The following is an 18,489-nucleotide window of genomic DNA, read 5'->3' as shown; positions in this document are numbered from 1 at the left end:
AATAGTCACGTAGCGTGCGGCCGATCAACCAGCGCGCCAGCCGGGCCGGCGCGGATCATCCGGTCGCCGGCCACGATCATCCGCCGCACGAGCGACTTCCTGTGTTCGCCGTCTCCGGGCCAGACGCCGGGACCAAGCACCATCGCGGCGACCTCCCGCAGACTGGCCCCGGCGTCGCGCGCGTCGATGGCCTGCAATGCGAGCAGCCTGCGCGCCAGTTGCACATGCGATCGTGCGACAGGCGCCGGCTCGCGAAACGCACGCATCACTGACAGCTGCATGTCGAGACGATCGTCATCGGGCAGATCGAAACGAAGCGTTACCGGCCCGGCCGCCACTGTCCCATCGATCACGTCGAGCCGGATGACCTCGCCGCCGCGGTCGATCAGGAGGTGTTCGGCGCGGGGCCCGCGCACCATCCGCGTATTCGCGAGCAGTGCGTCGAAAAAGCGTCCGCCGGCGATATCGCCTGGCTTCAAGGCCCGGACCGCGAGCACGCGCGGGTCAACGGCGACCGACCATATCGGCAGCACGCGGGCGCATGTCCGGGCCGGATCCTCCGGGAAAGTGCAGCCCCCAATGCGCGACGAAGTCGGCATCGGCTGCCACGCCGGTCGGCGGCAGGGTCGGCAAGCGGGCATAGGCCGCGCGGTAGGCCGGGTCGCGCCGAAGCACCTCCCAGGCCAGCGCGCTTGGTCCCCGGCGGAGGATGGCGTCAAAGGGAGCGGGATCGGGCGTGCTCACGTCGCGGCCTCAGCTAAGCTCGCCCATCTGCGACCGGACGAACATCGCGGCAGCTTCGGCCTGGTCCGGCCGAAGCGCATCGACCGCTGCCAGATGGTCCGGCACATGATCGCCGAGCAGGATCGATGGGCATTGCCCTTCGACATTGCCGAGGTTGGGCCGATGCTGGACATAGCCGACCAGCGCGGCCAGTTCCGGGGAGAAGTGCCGCGCCACCTGTGGCGGATACACCAGCCATTGCAGTTCGAACGGCTTCAGCCAGCCCAGGCAGTAACTGATGACAATGCCTCGACGCGGTGCGGCGCTGGCGTTTCCTCCGCCACCGTGGAGCGTTGAGCCGAGGAAGATCAGGACGTCGCCCGGGACAACGACCGGCACAACTGCTTCGTCTTCGGGAAGGGCCGGAACGTTCTGGTCGAACTGGCTTCCCGTCCACAGTCGTGTGCCACCGTTTTCGCGCGTGAAGGTGGTCAGCGGCCACATGACGTTGACGAGATATTCGAGACCGCCCTTGGGGCCTTGCCACATATCCTGGTCGCGATGGGGCAGCTGCGGCAGCGCGTTGGGATGGATCTCGATTGCCTGGGTCAGGTTGAGCGCGATCCGCTCGCACCATGGCAGCAGCATCTGTTCGACGATATCGAGAACCATCGGATGCATCGCCAGCCGTTCGATCATCGGTGACCGGGTCAGCAGCGAACCGAACCGCTTGGTCCGCTCTCCATAGAAGGCACCCTGGCAGAGCGGGGTAGCAGCAAAACGCGGGTTCAGGTCCGCCTCGATCCCGGCGATCAGGCGAGGCTCGACCGCACGCCCGAACACGCACCAGCCGTCGCGCGCGAGCGTCGCGGCGTGGCGATCGACCGCGGAGCTCACGCCGGCACCCGGTCAAGAACAGGGGAATAGACGCCGGTCCAGCCAAGCCGCTCGGGCGTGTCCGGCCGGACATGGATGAGGAAGGCGCCGATCGGGCCGCCTGGGATGCGCACCGCAGGTCCAAGCGGCTCGGCCTGCCAACCCAGCGACAGCACTTCCTTGCGGAACGGGTCGGGGATGACGCCGGTATAGCGCTCGATGCCGCGATCGAGCGCGACGTCGACCATCGCGGAAAAGAGCATGTTGCGCAGCTCGCGGCGACGCTCGGCGCCGTGCCGTTGGGGCAGGCACAGCCGCGTGCTTTCCCAGGTCGCTTCGTCGGCGGGCACGCCGAACGGGCAGAGATGCGGGAAGAGCGTGCTGAGCATGTGCGGCCCGGTGCTCGGAAACAGCCGGATCGAAGCCGCGTGTCCACCGTCTTCCTCGGCGACGATGAGGTAGATCGTGTGGGTATTGTCGAACTGGTCGATCTCGTACTGGCCGTCGACCACCGGCACGTCCCAGCCGAACAGATCGACGAAGAGACGCTTGCGGTCGGCGAACATGGATTGGAGTAGCGCCCGATTTTCAGACGCCAGACGATTGTCGATGATGTGGATCATGGGGTGTTCCCGGTCGTGATTTCCACCCACGAAGGAAGCAGCGACGGGCTAGTGGAAATAGACCGAGTGATTACTCGGGTTGACGACGGGCGAGTTCGTGGAGTCCGACCTCACCGGCAAGTACCGCGCCGACGACCAGTTCGGTACGATCATGGGCGTCGAATAGCCGCCGCGCCTCGGTGAGATAGCCGTCGACCGTGCGCGGCGTCAGTGAAAGCGCGCGGGCAATTTCCTTGTTTGAATAGCCGCGGCCGGCAAGGACCACGCAGTCACGGGGGCGCGGATGCAACTTGAGCGAGGTCGAGGCCATCGATTGCGCGCCCGACACCAACCTGGATGCGGCCTGGAAGGCGAAAATACCGACCATCTGCGCGGCACCAAGGAAATGATGCGCTCGATCTGGGCGCTTAGTCCCTGCGAAAGTGCATGATCCCATACGATGACCGAGGCGGACGTAAGGCACGGTGATTCCTTCGTTCAGCCCTTCTCGCTCACCGATCTCGAGACTGGCGCGGTCCTGCCGATCGAAGCGGATGATCTGCGGCAGATCGGACCACAGGAAAGCGCCGTCCGCGAAGATGCAACCGCGAATGACCGGATCACGTCGATAGCGGTGCTTCCCAAAGAGCCGCTCCGCGATGGCTGGCGGATAATCCTTCAGATCGACGAGATCTGGTCGCTGAATTCGCAGATCGTCGTGATGGATCAACGCGTAGTAGCGGAATTTCATCTCGCGCGTGACGGCTGCCATCAGGTGCGACAGTTCTTCCTGCGTAGCGGTGGTACGAAGCGCTTCGACAACGGCGCTGGTCAGCGCTAGACAGAACGGTCTTCTCCGTAAACCTGGGTCAGACGACATCTATTCACGTCCTTCTCCCCCATTCAGCCGATCAACAGAACACCTTGGTCCCTTCTTGTGCCACGTTGCCTCAGACGGGCATCCAAGATCGCTAAGAGCTCGACGCTTTAGGAACCATGCGCGTTCAGCAATGGGAAAACGCCCTCATCCATATTCGGATCTTAAGTGTGAGCAAGGCTTGCACATTTCCAAAGGGTGAGTGCGCCAAGCGAGTTTTTGGAGTTTAGCGGGAGAGGATGATGTCCCTCACGTGCCTGTCACACGATATGACCACCGCCATCAACTGGGAGAACCTGACCTGTCGTATAGTCGTTGAGCATGAGGTAGACATACGCCATGGCGGCTTCACGCGGCGACGCGCAGCGCGGGATAGGAAGGTGCGCAACCATGGCTTGCAGCATTTCCTCGGGCCGCTGCTTGACGACTTCGGTGAGGATCATGCCGGGGGAGACTGCGTTGACCCGAACCGGAGCCAAATCCATCGCCAAGCCGCGCGTCAGATACTCGACAGCTCCGCCCATAGCGGTTGCGACGGGGGCGCCCTTCATCGGACGATGCGTGAGCATGCCGCCCGTAAGCGTGATCGATCCACTCTGAGAGATCTTGGCAGCCGCATATTTTGCCGCGGCGAGCGCACCCCAGAAGCGGACTGTGAAAATGTCATGCGCGCTCTGAAGGTCGAGGTCCCGTAGCGAGGCGAACATCGGAACGCCCCAATCCCCGGCAGTGATCGCCAGATGGTCAAAGCTGCCGACTTCTTCGAAGAAACCGCTGACGCTGCTTTCGTCGCGCAGGTTAACGACATGCCCAGTGGCCGAGGACAGCCGGTCCGTCGCTGCCTTCACATTGCCGGCGGAACTCGAGCCGATGACGATTTCGGCACCCGACGCATGGGCGAGTTCGGCGACCGCAAAGCCGATCCCCGATGCGCCACCAATAATAACTACACGTTTCCCTGTCATCGTCATGCCGGCTTCGGTCATCTCAATTCTCCCATCGATCATCTGAGTGGCCGCCCGCATCCGCGCAGGCAGCGCTGCCCGTCCAAGGGCTGTGCATCATCGTCAAAAGTCGATCACAGGCAGGTCCTTTGTTTGCTACCAGCCTTTCGTCGGACTCCGCATCCATTGAAGGGTTGACGGTGTCTTGCACAGCGAACTGCCAATGCCTCCCCAGTCACACGATGTTGAACAGCTTAGGCTTCGTAGCCATGCCGCGACCGCCTATTCAAATCCTCGATTTCTATGTTTCGCATCAGTTTGATTTATGCAGTCTCGGTATCTGCCTCGGCTGGCCACGCTGAGCGGGCCGTCTCCTCCAGAAGATCCGCGAACCACTCGTGCCCGACGTCGATGGCGTTGCGGGCATGCCAAAAGCACATCTGATGGATGGGAGCCAGCTTGAGTGGCGGGGCCACGCTCTTGAGTTTCAGATATTCACGATGGAGCCTGAACAAGCGCGACGGTACGATCGCCACGGCCTGGGTGGCGCTCACGGCGGCGAGCACGTTCTGGGAGGTCGTCATCCAGGCCTGCACGCGGGGTCGACGTGGCTGGCGCTCCAACTCTATGTCCGGGAGGCTCATGAAGTTTCCGCTGAAGCGGACTTCGATATACGGAAATTCGCAGAATTGCTCATAACTGATGTCGGCGGTGACGGCATCATTGTCCAAGGCCGCCACCAGCACGAATTCGTCAGAGAACAGGTGTCGGCTCGACAGTATCTCGGGGCGATTGGGCGGATTGTTTTCGACGCGCTCTCCAACCGTGATGCAGAAATCCAGCTCGCCTTCCTCGACCCGACGGAAGGAATCGATTGCAAGGTCGATGATCTGGAAATTGATGTTCGGCGCAATCTGGATGAGTTGCCGAATGATCGGTACGCCGAGCAGATCTGCCATGTGAGCCGACATCGCGACCTTGAACGTCCTTGATGCCGTGCCGGGATCGAAGGTTTCTCCCGAATGCAGGACGGTGTTGATCCGCAGCAGTAGTTCCTTGACCGATACAGACAACTCCTTTCCCCGCGGGGTGAGCTCGAACTGCCGTCCGACCTTTTCCAGCAGCGGATCCGAGAGATATTGCCTCAGCTGCTGCAGCGACGCGCTCATCGCGGGCTGAGTGACATGCAGGCGCACTGCGGCGCGCGTGACGCTCTTTTCGCTGAGGAGGGCGTCAAGCGATACAAGAAGGTTCAGATTCAGTCCCTGGAAGTGCATCCTCGCTCCTTGTCTCGTGCGTCCGCCATCGCCTCGTTTGTGTATTGATTAGCACGAAGCCACCGGGATCGTCTGCGGGTTGCACAACCTTCTGACGGGACGGGGCCGGCGGCCATTCAGCCGATAAGCGCACTCATCACGAGGTCAGCGAGCTTTGCCGTTCGCTCCAGGTTGTGACTTTCCTCGATGAGGCCAGTGGTCAGGAGCGAGAAGGACAGGTCGCTCGCGGGATCGATCCAGAAGCCCGATGAACCGGCACCAAAATGGCCGAACGTCTCGGCCGAATTCATCATGCCAAACGGCCCGGGCGACAGGCCCTCGCCGCGGAGACGGAAGCCAAGGCCAATATAAGCGGGCCATGGCTGCCAACCGCGCACGGACAGGATGGGATCCCAGACCGCGTTGCGAAAGGAACCGGTATAATTGCGGGTGCTCAAGCGCAGCATTGCCGGGGACAGAATGCGGGTGCCGTTGAGCTCGCCGCCGCGCCGCAGCATCTCGGCAAAACGGTGGAGGTCGTCGATCGTAGTGATATAGCCCCCCGCAGGGAGCTCAGCGCCGGGCGCCAGCATGATGCCGTGCGCGAGGAACTCGACGGCGTCGCCCGGCAGCAGGTTGTATGGCACCTCCTGCGACGCCCGGACCGGGCACAGGCGGGACATGAGATCCTCGCGCGGCCCGAGGCTGGTATCCCTCATGCCCAGCGGGTGAAAGAGATCCTGTTCCAGCATTTGCGCGAAGCTGCGGCCGCGTCCGGCCACCCTGAGGCACATTGTCGCCAGCACCGAATGCGCCACCACCATCGAATAGTTGACGCGCTCGCCCGGCAGACAATCAAGCGGGAGATTGCAGGCGTAGTCGGTCAGCCGCTCAATGCTGCTCAACACCGCGGGGTCGGCCGACGGGACGCTACCTAGAATTCCGCTGGTATGAGTCAGGAGATGGAAGAGATTGACCGATTCCTTTCCGAACTTGCCGAACTCGGGAATGATGTCGGCGACCGGCGAATGGAGGCGCAGCAGCCCGCGCTCGACGAGGCTCAGCACGAGAACGACAGTGAAGGGTTTGCCGGTCGACATGGTGACGAAGACCGAGTCCTTCTGGAGCGGTTTGTCCGCAGTCTTGTCGGCATAGCCGTCTACGAAATCGAGAATGGTTTCACCGCGCCGGCTGACGCGCATCGCAGCCCCGTGGATGAAGCCGGTTTCGACATCCTGGCGGAGCGCCTCTTCGACGCGCGCCAGCCTTGCCGGGTCGAAGCCGAGCTTGGCTTCAGAAGCTGTAGACATGACGATCATTGTCCTTCCGATCTTCGCGACCTGTAGACGGGAGGCCAGTCGCTGCAGCCAGCCTCGCGTTCACCGTGACGAGCATGCGCGAAACCATGCTCATGCGGTCTGGATAAAAACACCGCCAGCCTCAATCGCGAGATCGGGACCGAAGAGCGCGCCTGGCGTATAAGCGCCGGCGGAGCGCTCCTTGCGGTACAGCCGGAGCGCGACGGCGCTTGCCACGCGCGTTGTGAACAGTCCGGCGTCGCCAGCGCGCAGCCAAGCTTCGAGCAGCGTGCCGTCGCTCCACGCGACTTTCGCGCGCGCCCACGAGTCGGTGTGCGTGCCGCCTTCGAGGTCGCCGGAAGCGGTCCCCGCGAGGCGTCGTTTGAGCCAGTCTCGAAAAAACCCGATTGTGAGGACGCCATGAGCGGAACCACGACCGGGACAGCCGCTCCGTGCGGCGCGGCACTGGACGCGCTCAGGACGGTGTTGGCGTTGCTCGCCCGGCGGGCGGCTTCCAGATCGCCAGTCGGCATGGCGCCGGTTCTGACGATCTTTCCGTCTGGAAGCGCGAAGCGTTCGGAGTCGGAGCCAAGTCTCACACGCTCAAGGTTATTCCGATTGTAGCGGCGACCACCATAGCGCAACAACTCGACGATCGTCTCTGCAACGGCAGGCCCCAGCCGGTCGCCCGCATCAGCGAGATAAGGTATCGCGTCCACCCGTACGCTTTGTGCTGGGGGGCGGTCATCGCAAATCTTGAGGACAAGGCTTTCCGTCGCCAGCAATCCAAAGCCCGCGCTGGCGACGATGCACCGGTCGTTCGCCCTCGCCTCGTCGTGAAGCGCCAGAATGCTTTGCACGGCCGACAGCTCGTTGGCGAGATCGAGATAGTCCGGCCCACCACTCGCCGCAATCAGAGGCAGGGCAGTCTTCGTGAACGGGCCCACGAAATTAGCGACAACCGATGGCTCGCCGCGTCGAACCTCCGCGATGGTCTCCTCCATCGAGTCGGTTACGATCATTTCGGCGCCGCCTCCGATGGTGTTGCAGAGACGCTCGAGCGCGCTCCTATCTCGATCGACTCGTACCATCGGCGTTTTGGCGACGCTCATTGCCTCTGCGACGGCGGCGCCCTGGCGGCCAGCGGCGCCTATGATCCAGAGCTTGCTCATGCCTTTGCGCTACCTTCGGCAGGATTTTGCCGCTGGCTCGGCGACCGGCGAGACCATGGGCGGTGTTGATTACGAAGCTGCAGCGCACCTTTGTCCCAGTCGGCAGCCGACCAACCATGATCACGGAAAGAGCACGGCAAGACCAGGCTTGCGCCCTTGCCCGAACCCGACGGAGCGCGATGCACGCGTAGCTCTTTCCGACGCATCATATCCTCTCGGCTCCTCTTCATCGGCAGCTGGCCAAACCGAGCGGATAAAGGTCTGGTGCCGCGCTACGACTCTGACAGCGGTCGCTCGATCGCCCGATAATAGGGACGATCAACCTCTCCGAAAAATCCAGACTATCGATATGGCGCATAAATCCTACTGATGCGTCTTTAGACTGCTCTTCAGTCGCGCTGATGGGTCATGTAGCGGTTCCGATGGAATGCCAATCGAGCGACAGGCCATTGCTTCGTCGGGTCGTGACACCTGAAAAAGGATAGTACCCGATTGTCTTTGGAAGCACTTGGCGCCCCGTCGACGCGGCAGGCGCGCACGGGTTAGGCCACCGGAGAAGCAAGCCCGCCTCAAGCCGGACCCGTACAAACATAGGGTTTGGAACTGATATCACTCGCGCGCCGCCGGTGCTCCTGGATCGGCACATGTCAGGTGGATCTTTTCTTAAGGTTGCCCAAGTTGCGGGAATCAGCGGGGAGCCATGCGGATTGCGCCGTCGAGCCGGATCACTTCTCCATTGAGCATCGGGTTGCCAAGGATCGCTTCAACGAGCTGCGCATATTCGGCGGGATTGCCCAAACGGCTTGGATGCGGCACCTGCGCGCCCAGGTCATCTTGGACATGCTGCGGAAAGCCTTCCACCATCGGCGTCAGGAAAATGCCGGGGGCGATCGTCATGACGCGGATTTTATGGCCCGCCAAATCGCGTGCGATCGGCAGGGTCATGCCGACCACGCCCCCCTTTGACGCGGCATAGGCTGCCTGCCCGATCTGGCCGTCATACGCCGCGACCGACGCGGTGTTGACGATCACACCGCGCTCGCCGTCAACGGGCTCCTCCGCAGCGAGCCGCGCCGCGAATTTCGAGATGACATTAAAGGTACCAATCAGATTTACCGAAATGGTCGCTGCGAACGTCGCAAAGGGATGCGGCGCATTTTCCTTGCCCACCGTTTTTGCGGCGCGCGCAATCCCTGCGCAATTGACCAGGATGCGTGCCACGCCATGCGACGCCTCCGCCTCATCCAGCCCGGCCGTCACGCTGGCGTCATCCGAGACATTGACGGCGACATACCGGCCGCCGATCGCGAGCGCCGTCTCCTGCCCCGCCTCCGCGTTGAGATCAAAGACGGCAACTTTTGCCCCCTGCGCCGCCAACATCTGTGCGGTCGCCCTGCCCAATCCTGATGCGCCGCCGGTGACGATCGCCGCTACACCCTCGATATCCATTCCTCCTGCCCTCAGACCAGTTCGATCGCCATGGCGGTCGCCTCTCCTCCGCCAATGCAGAGGCTGGCGACGCCCCGCCTGAAGCCTCGCGTTTCGAGCGCGCTCATCAGCGTCGCCAGAATGCGCGCGCCCGATGCGCCGATGGGATGGCCAAGTGCAGTCGCGCCGCCATTGACATTCAGCTTCTCCGCCGGGATGGCCAGTTCCCTGGCCGCGATCATGGCGACGACGGCAAACGCCTCGTTGACCTCGAACAGATCAACGTCCGTAACCGACCAGCCCGCCTTGTCCAACAGCTTGCGCATCGCGGGCACCGGCGCGGTCGTGAACTTGGCTGGTTCGTGTGCATGTGCGGCGGTGGCCACCACTCTCGCAACTGCCTTGATTCCCAATCTGTCCGCGACGCTGGCGCGGGTCATGACCAGGGCGGCTGCGCCATCCGAGATCGAGGACGCGTTGGCGGCCGTGATGGTCCCTCCCTCGACGAAAGCAGGTTTGAGAGAAGGGATATTCGTCGGCCTGGCCTTGGCTGGCTGCTCATCCGTATCGACGAGCGTGTTACCGCCTCGGCCCTTGACCGTTACCGGTGTGATCTCGCGTGTGAAGGCGCCGCCGGCAATCGCGGCACGGGCGCGATCGAGCGACCGGATGGCGTAAGCGTCCTGATCCTCGCGGGTGAACTGATAGTCTCGCACCGCCGCTTCGGCGAAGACGCCCATCGCCTTGCCCGGCTCATAGGCATCCTCGAGGCCATCCATCATCATGGTGTCGATGATGCGGTCGTGACCGATGCGCGCGCCAGCGCGATGCTTGGGCAGCGCATAGGGCGCGTTGGTCATGCTCTCCATGCCGCCGGCGATGACGACATCCACTGCCCCGGAGGCGAGCGCCTCCTGCGCCATGATCGCGGCCTGCATCCCCGACCCGCACATCTTGTTGACCGTGGTCGCCTGGATATTGAGACCCAACCCTGCGGCCAGCGCCACTTGCCGCGCTGGCGCCTGGCCTAGGCCGGCGGACAGCACGCACCCCATATAGATGCGTTCGATGATATCGGCCGATACGTCAGCGCGCTCGACCGCCGCCCTGACCGCCGCCGCACCCAATTCAGTGGCCCGCAGGCCCGCCAAGGCGCCTTGGAAGCCGCCCATCGGCGTGCGGGCGTAGCTGGCGATGATGACCGGATCATGCTGCATGTTCATTTCCTTAAAGGCTGCGCGCGATGACCATGCGTTGGATGTCCGAGGTACCCTCGTAGATCTGGCAAACGCGTACATCGCGGAAGATTTTTGCAAGGCCGAATTCTTCGAGATAGCCGTAGCCTCCAAGAGTCTGGATGGCACCCGAGACGACAGTTTCCGCGGTTTCGCTGGCGACCAGCTTGGCCATCGAAGCCTCGGCCAGGCACGGCTCTCCGGCATCCTTGAGGCTGGCGGCATGAAACACGAGCTGGCGCGCGGCTTCGAGACGCGCGGCGAGGTCGGCCAGCCTGAACCCTACAGCCTGATGATCGATGATGGGCTTGCCCATAGAAACGCGTTCGCGGGCATAGTTGACCGCGATTCGCATGGCCGCCTGCGCCATGCCGACGGCCTGGGCGGCGATGCCGATGCGGCCGGCCTCCAGATTGGCGAGCGCGATCGAATAGCCGCGCCCTTCGGGGCCGAACAACGCATCGCCTTCGACGAAACACCCGTCGAACCGCAGCGCACAGGTGTCGGAGGCACACTGTCCGAGCTTATGCTCGACCTTATCGACGAGATAGCCTTGGGTGCCGGTCGGAACCAGGAACGCTGAGATGCCCCTTTTGCCCGCCGCGGGATCGGTGACGGCAATCACCATCGCGATATCGGCGATACGACCGGAGGTGATGAATTGCTTGGCGCCATCAAGTCGCCAGCCGGACCCTTCGCGGACGGCTCGGCAGCGTATCGCCGCCGCGTCAGAACCGGCATCGGCCTCGGTAAGCGCGAAGGCACCGATCGAACGCCCTGCGATAAGCGGCGGCAGCCATTGCTCCTTCTGCGCGGGGGAACCGAACCTCAGCAGCCCGGACACCATGATCGAGTTCTGGATGGACATGATCGTCGAGAGGGCGCCGTCTCCGGCAGCAACCTCCATGAGGGCGAGCGCATAGGAGACATAGTCAAGCTCGGCACCGCCATAGGCTTCAGGCGCCGTCACGCCCATCAGCCCGAGCCTCCCCATCTCCTCGAAGAGCGAGCGTGGAAAGGCTGTTGCTGCCTCGAACTGCAGGGTACGGTGGGCAACCTCCTTGCGGATAAACTGCCGCACTGTGTCGACGATGGCCTGCTGCGTGTCGTTGATCACCATCTCATCATTTGTCCGTCAACAGGCACGGATGCCACCGCGCGGTTCAGGCAGCCTGCTCGGCCTTGGCGATTTCGGCGTTGCGCAGCAGGAAGCGCTGGAGCTTGCCGCTGGGGGTCTTAGGCAGGGAGGGCACGAATTCGATCTCTCGCGGATAGGCGTGGGCCGACAGGCGCACCTTGACATGAAGCCTCATCGCCTCGGCGAGGTCCGTTGAGGGATCGTATCCTTCTTGCAGTACCACAAACGCCTTGATGATCTCGGTCCGCTCCGGATCGGGTTTACCGATGACGGCGGATTCCAGCACGGCGGCATGCTCAAGCAGCGCGCTTTCGACGTCGAACGGGCCAACCCGATAGCCGGAGGTAGTGATCACGTCGTCGGAGCGGCCCACGAACGAGATGCTGCCGTCTTCATTCAATTCGCAGATGTCGCCCGTCAGGTAATAATTGCCTGAAAACGCCTTGGTTGGCCGCCCGAGGTAGCCTGTGAACCACATCAGTGGTGAGCGAGTACGGTCGAGCGCAAGCACACCGGGAACGCCCGTACCGAGTTCCTGACCATCGTCGGATAGGATCACCACCCGATGCCCGGGCGAGGCAAAACCGGCCGATCCGACGTGGACGGGATGATCGAGGCCGTGGTGATTGCACAACACCATACCAGTCTCGGTCTGGCCGTAATGGTCGAATATCGGCGTGTCGACCGCGTCTGCGAACCATCGGATGATCTCGGCATTGAGCGGCTCGCCCGCGCTGCTAACGGCTCTCAGTTGACCTCTGAGGGCACGCGCGGCTTCCGTGCCCGTTCCCATCAGGAGACGATAGGCGCTGGGTGACCCCGCGAGGTTGGTGATCCCGAGTTCTCGGATGGTAGCGATGGTACTTTCCACGGAGAAGGGCCGCTCGTCGAAGGTCGTCGTCAAACCGAGCGCAAGCGGGCCGATTACCGCATAATAGAGGCCATAGGCCCAGCCTGGGTCGGCCAGATTCCAGAACCGATCGTCCGGCCTCAGATCAACGGCATCGACCATGTAACGGACGAAGGCCGCTATTGCCCGAAGTGGAACGAGGAGCGGTTTTGCGGCACCCGTCGTGCCAGAGGTGAACATGATGAGGAATGGGTCGTCCTCGGTGCAGGAAACCGGCTCATCGATCGTATCGTCGGCCTCGACGTCCCCCCAGAAATCATAATCGCCCGGCATGGAACCGCCGACACAAACGACGGAGACGACGAGATGCTGGGCAACCTTCCCCCGCTGCTCGCCATTCGTAACAACAACCTTCGTCGCGCCTTCGGAAAGCCTGTGCTCGATCGCTTTTGGTCCAAAGGCGGTGAAAAGCGGCTGATACACGCCGCCGAGACGCCATGTCGCCAAGATCGTGATCAGGAGTTCCGGTGTTCGAGGCAGCAGACCGGCGACGCGGTCCCCCTTGGTTACCCCCAGGGACGCGAGAAGTCGCGCAAGACGCTCGGAGTGATATTTGAGATCCGCGAAGCTCAATTCGCTCACCTCGCCGGATAAGTTCCGGCAGCGCAATGCTATTCGCGAGGGATCACCGGCATGCCGGTCGCAGCAGATTTCGGCGGGGTTCATTGACCCGGTGGATGGCGCGAAGAGGATGGCCTGGACAGCCGACAGGTCGAAAGCGGCGACAGCGTCAGCATATTGCGGCAGGCTATGATCAGAGCGCGATCTGCTCACCGTTCGTCTCCTCTTGTTGATGGCTGCAACAGCACCAGCCTCAGATTCTGCGACACTGATCGGCGGCGCCGATAGAGCATCGTCAGGGCACCGATATGCGACAGTGTGATCATGGGAGAACCGTCGGACATGGGTTCACGATGGCAGAATAGCGACGGCGCGCGTCCAGCCGGCGGAGGCAGCCCGGATTTTCATCGGGAAGCAGGCGATCGTGAAGCCGGTTGGTGGAAGCGCCTCGAGATTATGCAGCTTTTCCAGATGGCAATAGCCGATGTCGCGGCTTGCTTTATGCCCTTCCCAGATCAGCTTCGCGTTGCCAGTCGCGAGATATTTCTCCTTCGTGTAAATGAAGGGAGCATCCCAGCTCCAGCCATCGGTGCCCGTCAGCCGGACACCGCGTTCAAGGAGATACATGGTCGCCTCATAGCCCATGCCGCAGCCGGCGGTTACATAGTCGTCCTGTCCGTAACGCTTTCCAGCGGACGTGTTGACGACCACGATCTCAAGCGGCGACAGAGTGTGGCCGATCCGGTCCAATTCCGCCTCGACATCGGCTGCGGTCGCGACATAGCCGTCGTCGAAGTGGCGGAAGTCCAGTTTGATGCCCGGCTGAAAGCACCAGTCGAGAGGAACCTCGTCGATCGTGATCGCGCGCTCGCCTTTGTTCATCGTCGAAGCGAAGTGATAAGGCGCGTCGAGATGCGTGCCATTGTGCGTGATAAGTTCGATACGTTCGATTGCCCATGCTTCCTCGTCGGGCAAGTCTTCGGGCTTCAGTCCGGGAAAGAAGCCTGCCAGCTCTGGCACCGACATCTTATGGTCGATATAATCGATCCGGGGCCGGAACGGCGCAGGGTCCGAAATGACATCGTTTTCCAGATAGATCGAAAGATCGACGATACTGTGCTTCATGATTACCCTCGGATGCAAAGCTCCGGTCAAAGATGGAAAAGGCGGGCTGCATTATTCCCCGAGATCGCATCCGATTCTTCCTGGGTTAGCTTAAGATCCTTGAGGAACGCGAAGCCGTCCGCTGAGTCTAAGCCCCGGTAATTGTCGCCGACAAACACGTTCGAGGCGCCCATCCAGTCGACCAGATACTGGCGCGCGACGGGATCGTGAATGAGGTTATCGAAGTAAAAACGGGGCAAATATTCCCGCAAAGGGCGCTTGGCGCGATTGTTGGGATTGATCTCCGCAAAGGCCTCGATACGCCCGAATTGATACGGGATGAAGCCGCCGCCATGCGAGATGCAAACATTAAGGTTGGGGACCGCATCCATCGTGCCGCCGAGGATTAAATGGGTTACCGCGATGGACGACTGATACGGAAATTCAAGCATCGGACCGCCGAAGCGCGTCGGCGCCGCTCCCGCCAACTGAAACGGATAGGGGTGGACGAACAAGGGGAGACCGGCGTCCGCCATGGTGCTGAACAGCGGCCAGAGTTCCTCGGAATATAGCTCATAAGCCCCCAGGCTGTGCGCGCCGACGTGAATGCCCCGCGCACCCAGCTTGATCGCCCGATCGAGTTCACGTGCGGATGCGTCGAGATCCTGCAGCGGGAGTGTCGCCATGAAGAAGAAGCGATCAGGCGCTGCCTCGCAATACTCCGCCAGCAGGTCGTTCGCCGTCTGTTGGAACGTAATCGCCAGATTGGGCTCGATTTGGTAGAAGTACATCTGGGCGTTGTTGGTGATGCCCATAACATCGGTGCCAATCTCGTCCATCTCGGCGACACGTATCTTGGGATCTGACCAGCTTTTCAGGAATTTCTCTGTTGTCGCACGAGCCCCGAGCGTTTTCTCGTCTTCCTTCGAGTCGACGGTCACGAGCTTGGTAAACCGGCTACCGATACGCATGCTGGCGCGGCCATCGTCATGCCAAATTATCTCGGGACCCTGCTCGCCCGCCAAGCCCATCAACTGCGGGAGAATCAAATGACCGTGGATGTTAATTGTTCGCGACATGGGCTCTCTCCCGAGGATAGGATCATTGGCACAAGAAGCTGCGCCGGGACGACGCTGTCGCCTCCGCATCAGCCCGCTTGAAACGCTTGCTCGATATGGAAAAGCACCCTTCGCTAACGGAGACAAATCCTCACTTTGGATGCGTACCATCAGAAGCATTTATGCTGCTTAGACTTCTAGCGACAGTCGGTAGACCTTGGATTATCGATCCTCGGCGAGATAGATAGGCAAATACGGGGGGTATGGGGCCAATGCTGTTAGGGGGTGTTACTTTGCGCCCGCAGCCGCCCGAACCGAGCTCGGGGGCGTCGCCCACTCCAGCTTGCCGTAGCCGCCCTTACAGAAGATCAGCGGTTTCTTCGAGCTTTCGACATCAAGCATTCGAACATGGCCTAGCGCGATGTCGTGATCGCCGGTCTCGTGCACTGCATGCAGGTCGCACAAAATCCATGCAATGACGTCGTCGAGGATTGGCAATCCGAATTCGTTTATGGTCCAGCGGATGGCGGAGAACTTGTCGTCGCCTCCCGATGCGAGCGCCTGGCATAGATGGAGTTGATCGGCCCCAAGCACATTTACACAGAAGCGCCCCACGGCCCGGATGCGTTGCCAGCTGCGCGACTTGCGGTCTGGAAAGAAGGCGACCAAAGGGGGAGCCAGCGATACGGAGGTAAAGGTACCGACGATCATCCCGACGGGCCTGTCGTTCTCCATCGCCGTTATTGCACAGACACCGGTCGGATAGTGGCCAAGAACCCTCCGGAAGGTTGCGCTGTCTATCGATATTGCCACACCTGGTCCCTGACTATCTCGATTGATGCCTTTTTTGCGCTACCGGGCTCTCCCCGCCGAAGTGAATAAAGCCGCGCCCCGTCGGTCGGGCACACGGCGACGCGGCGCCTCTGGGCGGCTCTTTCCGGTGAGTTTGAATTGGCCCTCACGCCAGCGCCCGTCGGCGACGGATAGCCACCGTGAATCGATTACCACATGCTGCCATTCGGCTCGCCGCCCATGCGCACGCGGCCATAGGACTCCGCCTGCTCGTCCCAATTACTCGCAATCTGCATCGAACCGGCATGCAGGTCGCGCAGGAAGCGCTGGATCGGGTTCGTCTCGAACAGCGAATTCGCGCCTGCGGCGCGGGCAAGCATCATCGTCGCATCATAGCAGAGGTTGACGATGAAAGCATGGTCCCGGCGGAAACGAACACGATCATCGTTGCTGAACGAGTCGCCCGCTTTGCCGCGCGCTATCGCTTCGCTAATATCATTACGCGCCAGGGCCCGTGCGGCGTCGATCTTTGCCGCCGCCTCGCTGATGCGCATCTGCGGCCCGACCATCTGAGCGACCTTCTGCCCTCCAAAGGCGGACAGCCGATCGCGTGTCGAATCTTCATAAGCCCTGAGCGCGCCCTGCGCCATTCCGATTACCGGCGTGACCACGCCCCATGGCGTGATCGACGCCTGTGGCGCACCGAACGAGCCGTTACCATAGGTCATAAGCGCAGTGTCGTCGGTTGCGCGCATCGGCGCAAAGCGATGACCTGGCACAAACAGCGGGTGCTCAATGACAATATCGTTGCTGGCCGTACCGCGCAGACCGGACACGTGCCAAGTGTCCTCGATAAGGAAATCCTCTTTGGGCACAAGGAGGAGCACGGGCGCAGAGGATTCTGGGACCATAGCGGCGAGCAACGCCCAATCGGCGTGGAGGCAGCCACTTGCCCATTGCCAGCGCCCGGTCACGTTCCAGCCACCTGGGACCGGTTCAACATGCGCACCGCGCGGATTGAAAGCGCAACAGGTGCGCACGTCCCTTTGCTGGAAAAGGTCGGCCAACGCCTTATCAGACGCGTAAGAAAGTGACCATTTCTGCATCGCCGACTGTGCGTAGACCCAGCCCGTCGAGCCGCAAGCGGACGACAATCGCCAACAGATCTCGAAGAAAGCATCGACGTCCAGGCCGAAGCCACCCCATCGTTGCGGCTGCATCACGCGGTCAAGCCCGGCTGCGCGGATCTCGCGGATCGTCTCGATCGGAATGTTGCGATCCCGTTCGGTCTGAAGTGCCCGATCTGCGATCGCCGGCAAAAGCGCCTCTGTGCGGTCGATGACTTCGCTCAGCGTGATGTTGGCCGGCTCCAGTTTTCTGACGTCGCTCATTATCCGCAGGCCCCTTTAAGCCACCAACCCGGTGGCGCGATCCTCATGCGATTAGGCAACCACATCACCCATGAGCGGACAAATACTGAGTTTGGATGCAGCCCATCAGGCTTGTCTATGCTGCTGTCGCGACGCAATTTTCGCGCCTGATCAAAAAGTCGTTCGTCGCCACGAGCCAGTTCGCGCTCCATGACTATGGGTGCGCGGATAATGGTGCCGGATCACTTTTGAGAGCGGTAGCAACACGCCCCGTTTCTTGACGCTGTCGGTGACTGGATCGAGGGATATAACGCCCGCAAGCTCTTCAAGCTCGACGATCATTTTTCCTGATCGCTGCAGGATTGAAGCGCGAGGAGAGAAAGTATGACGACAATCATCAATGTGGCGACCGCACTGGCGGTCCAACGTCGTGATTGGAAAATTATCGCCGGCAATCGGGTCCGATCGCGCCATGCTCTTGACGATGGTGCCTTTTGCCGTGGGAACGGTGACATTGTTGCTGAACGCCGCAAGATCCGATCGGAAGCAGGAAAGATCCTGGCATATAATCGGTGGTTTCCTTGTCGGCGCACTTGATCTCGGCTCAACTGGACTGATCAGCGATCCCTGGCTCGGATTCGTGGCGTTGACCATTGGCATCGCCGGCTTGTGCGCTGCTACGGGTCTGTTCTGGAGCATTCCAACGGGAATGTTCCGCGGCCTCGCCCACGCGGCGGCTGCGTTCACCCTTATCAATGTGGTCGGCAATGTGAGCGGGCTGGTTATACCTGCGGTGATCGTAATGCTGCGTGTCGCCACCGGCGATTTCAGCAGCGCACTTTTGCTGCTCGCTGGCTTGTTGCTGATATCCGCCGCGCTGATTCGGATTGTAGGTGAGCCTGCCGACGGCTTGGCCGTCGCATAAGCGCCTCCCTGCACTGGCCGCTAGGCCTGCTCCCAACGCGGCCTTTTTGATCCACAGGGTAAGAAAATCCAAGCCGCCCTCCGGTCGGGCAGACTGGCGCATGGCGAAGAGAGGCTTCAAGAAGAATGATCACATGCCTCATTGGTGCTTTTCGAACACGCCGCCGATCTCCGCCGGCAACTGCGGGACAGGAAAGCTTGTCAGTTGACAGGATCGCCCA

General features: G+C 61.6%; 20 protein-coding genes. 2 read left to right on the top strand and 18 right to left on the bottom strand.

Annotated elements, in window-relative coordinates:
• Positions 1 to 5: 5 nt before the first annotated feature.
• The 17 genes from BSL82_RS17510 to BSL82_RS17435 form a co-directional block, all read right to left on the bottom strand.
• Positions 6 to 497: a DNA -binding domain-containing protein gene (locus tag BSL82_RS17510; RefSeq protein ID WP_158011014.1), complete on the bottom strand. Its 492-nt coding sequence runs from the start codon at positions 495 to 497 to the stop codon at positions 6 to 8.
• A gap of 7 nt (positions 498 to 504) precedes the next feature.
• Positions 505 to 744 (bottom strand): transcriptional regulator domain-containing protein, encoded by a 240-nt coding sequence (locus BSL82_RS20685; protein WP_158011012.1) that lies wholly within the window; start codon positions 742 to 744, stop codon positions 505 to 507.
• A gap of 9 nt (positions 745 to 753) precedes the next feature.
• Positions 754 to 1,620 (bottom strand): phytanoyl-CoA dioxygenase family protein, encoded by an 867-nt coding sequence (locus tag BSL82_RS17505; RefSeq protein WP_072598506.1) that lies wholly within the window; start codon positions 1,618 to 1,620, stop codon positions 754 to 756.
• Positions 1,617 to 2,222, bottom strand: a complete 606-nt coding sequence (locus tag BSL82_RS17500; RefSeq protein ID WP_072598505.1) for an acyl-homoserine-lactone synthase — start codon at positions 2,220 to 2,222, stop codon at positions 1,617 to 1,619. Before BSL82_RS17500 ends, BSL82_RS17505 begins: the two co-directional genes overlap by 4 nt.
• A 70-nt stretch (positions 2,223 to 2,292) precedes the next feature.
• Positions 2,293 to 3,081, bottom strand: coding sequence for a LuxR family transcriptional regulator (locus BSL82_RS17495; RefSeq protein WP_083579284.1), 789 nt, complete (start codon positions 3,079 to 3,081; stop codon positions 2,293 to 2,295).
• Between the two features lie 257 nt (positions 3,082 to 3,338).
• On the bottom strand, positions 3,339 to 4,064 hold the full coding sequence (locus tag BSL82_RS17490; protein WP_226998516.1) for an SDR family oxidoreductase: 726 nt from the start codon (positions 4,062 to 4,064) through the stop codon (positions 3,339 to 3,341).
• A gap of 281 nt (positions 4,065 to 4,345) precedes the next feature.
• A complete protein-coding gene (locus BSL82_RS17485) occupies positions 4,346 to 5,299 on the bottom strand; it encodes a LysR family transcriptional regulator (RefSeq protein ID WP_072598504.1) in 954 nt (317 codons plus the stop codon).
• Positions 5,300 to 5,415: 116 nt separating this feature from the next.
• The gene (locus tag BSL82_RS17480; RefSeq protein WP_158011010.1) at positions 5,416 to 6,588 is read right to left on the bottom strand and encodes a serine hydrolase domain-containing protein; all 1,173 of its coding nucleotides are present in this window, start codon (positions 6,586 to 6,588) and stop codon (positions 5,416 to 5,418) included.
• 5 nt (positions 6,589 to 6,593) lie between these two features.
• Entirely contained in the window at positions 6,594 to 7,748 is a 1,155-nt protein-coding gene (locus tag BSL82_RS17475) for a saccharopine dehydrogenase family protein (RefSeq protein ID WP_083579283.1), read from the bottom strand.
• A gap of 687 nt (positions 7,749 to 8,435) precedes the next feature.
• Complete coding sequence (locus tag BSL82_RS17470; protein ID WP_072598502.1) at positions 8,436 to 9,197, bottom strand: SDR family NAD(P)-dependent oxidoreductase; 762 nt, start codon at positions 9,195 to 9,197, stop codon at positions 8,436 to 8,438.
• A gap of 11 nt (positions 9,198 to 9,208) precedes the next feature.
• Positions 9,209 to 10,393 (bottom strand): acetyl-CoA C-acyltransferase, encoded by a 1,185-nt coding sequence (locus BSL82_RS17465; RefSeq protein ID WP_072598501.1) that lies wholly within the window; start codon positions 10,391 to 10,393, stop codon positions 9,209 to 9,211.
• Positions 10,394 to 10,403: 10 nt separating this feature from the next.
• A complete protein-coding gene (locus BSL82_RS17460; protein WP_072598500.1) occupies positions 10,404 to 11,531 on the bottom strand; it encodes an acyl-CoA dehydrogenase family protein in 1,128 nt (375 codons plus the stop codon).
• 43 nt (positions 11,532 to 11,574) lie between these two features.
• Positions 11,575 to 13,233, bottom strand: a complete 1,659-nt coding sequence (locus BSL82_RS17455; protein ID WP_226998515.1) for an AMP-binding protein — start codon at positions 13,231 to 13,233, stop codon at positions 11,575 to 11,577.
• Between the two features lie 135 nt (positions 13,234 to 13,368).
• Positions 13,369 to 14,145 (bottom strand): cyclase family protein, encoded by a 777-nt coding sequence (locus BSL82_RS17450; protein ID WP_072598499.1) that lies wholly within the window; start codon positions 14,143 to 14,145, stop codon positions 13,369 to 13,371.
• Positions 14,146 to 14,171: 26 nt separating this feature from the next.
• Positions 14,172 to 15,203, bottom strand: a complete 1,032-nt coding sequence (locus BSL82_RS17445; protein ID WP_072598498.1) for an amidohydrolase family protein — start codon at positions 15,201 to 15,203, stop codon at positions 14,172 to 14,174.
• A 267-nt stretch (positions 15,204 to 15,470) separates the two neighbouring features.
• Positions 15,471 to 15,995 (bottom strand): flavin reductase family protein, encoded by a 525-nt coding sequence (locus tag BSL82_RS17440; RefSeq protein ID WP_072598497.1) that lies wholly within the window; start codon positions 15,993 to 15,995, stop codon positions 15,471 to 15,473.
• Positions 15,996 to 16,183: 188 nt separating this feature from the next.
• Positions 16,184 to 17,194 carry an acyl-CoA dehydrogenase family protein gene (locus BSL82_RS17435; RefSeq protein ID WP_226998715.1) on the bottom strand — a complete coding sequence of 337 codons (1,011 nt, stop codon included), beginning with the start codon at positions 17,192 to 17,194 and terminating at the stop codon, positions 16,184 to 16,186.
• Between BSL82_RS17435 and BSL82_RS21185 the strand changes: the two genes are divergently transcribed.
• Complete coding sequence (locus BSL82_RS21185) at positions 17,183 to 17,515, top strand: hypothetical protein (RefSeq protein ID WP_158011007.1); 333 nt, start codon at positions 17,183 to 17,185, stop codon at positions 17,513 to 17,515. The two genes, BSL82_RS17435 and BSL82_RS21185, sit on opposite strands and share 12 nt — an antisense overlap.
• Here BSL82_RS21185 and BSL82_RS21180 read toward each other — a convergent pair whose 3' ends face one another.
• Complete coding sequence (locus tag BSL82_RS21180) at positions 17,516 to 17,818, bottom strand: hypothetical protein (protein ID WP_158011005.1); 303 nt, start codon at positions 17,816 to 17,818, stop codon at positions 17,516 to 17,518.
• Between BSL82_RS21180 and BSL82_RS17430 the strand changes: the two genes are divergently transcribed.
• On the top strand, positions 17,817 to 18,269 hold the full coding sequence (locus BSL82_RS17430; protein ID WP_158011003.1) for an MFS transporter: 453 nt from the start codon (positions 17,817 to 17,819) through the stop codon (positions 18,267 to 18,269). The two genes, BSL82_RS21180 and BSL82_RS17430, sit on opposite strands and share 2 nt — an antisense overlap.
• Positions 18,270 to 18,489: the final 220 nt, after the last annotated feature.

This window comes from Tardibacter chloracetimidivorans (assembly GCF_001890385.1).
GTDB classification, from domain to species: Bacteria; Pseudomonadota; Alphaproteobacteria; order Sphingomonadales; family Sphingomonadaceae; genus Tardibacter; species Tardibacter chloracetimidivorans.
This window is presented reverse-complemented; position numbering and strand designations above follow the sequence as displayed.

Coding starts and splice junctions, on each gene's coding strand:
- BSL82_RS17500 (WP_072598505.1), bottom strand. CDS start 2,222: ATGATCCACATCATCGACAATCGTCTGGCGTCTGAAAATCGGGCGCTA.
- BSL82_RS17495 (WP_083579284.1), bottom strand. CDS start 3,081: ATGTCGTCTGACCCAGGTTTACGGAGAAGACCGTTCTGTCTAGCGCTG.
- BSL82_RS17490 (WP_226998516.1), bottom strand. CDS start 4,064: ATGACCGAAGCCGGCATGACGATGACAGGGAAACGTGTAGTTATTATT.
- BSL82_RS17485 (WP_072598504.1), bottom strand. CDS start 5,299: ATGCACTTCCAGGGACTGAATCTGAACCTTCTTGTATCGCTTGACGCC.
- BSL82_RS17480 (WP_158011010.1), bottom strand. CDS start 6,588: ATGTCTACAGCTTCTGAAGCCAAGCTCGGCTTCGACCCGGCAAGGCTG.
- BSL82_RS17475 (WP_083579283.1), bottom strand. CDS start 7,748: ATGAGCAAGCTCTGGATCATAGGCGCCGCTGGCCGCCAGGGCGCCGCC.
- BSL82_RS17470 (WP_072598502.1), bottom strand. CDS start 9,197: ATGGATATCGAGGGTGTAGCGGCGATCGTCACCGGCGGCGCATCAGGA.
- BSL82_RS17465 (WP_072598501.1), bottom strand. CDS start 10,393: ATGCAGCATGATCCGGTCATCATCGCCAGCTACGCCCGCACGCCGATG.
- BSL82_RS17460 (WP_072598500.1), bottom strand. CDS start 11,531: ATGGTGATCAACGACACGCAGCAGGCCATCGTCGACACAGTGCGGCAG.
- BSL82_RS17450 (WP_072598499.1), bottom strand. CDS start 14,145: ATGAAGCACAGTATCGTCGATCTTTCGATCTATCTGGAAAACGATGTC.
- BSL82_RS17445 (WP_072598498.1), bottom strand. CDS start 15,203: ATGTCGCGAACAATTAACATCCACGGTCATTTGATTCTCCCGCAGTTG.
- BSL82_RS17435 (WP_226998715.1), bottom strand. CDS start 17,194: ATGCAGCCGCAACGATGGGGTGGCTTCGGCCTGGACGTCGATGCTTTC.
- BSL82_RS17430 (WP_158011003.1), top strand. CDS start 17,817: ATGCTCTTGACGATGGTGCCTTTTGCCGTGGGAACGGTGACATTGTTG.
- BSL82_RS21180 (WP_158011005.1), bottom strand. CDS start 17,818: ATGGCGCGATCGGACCCGATTGCCGGCGATAATTTTCCAATCACGACG.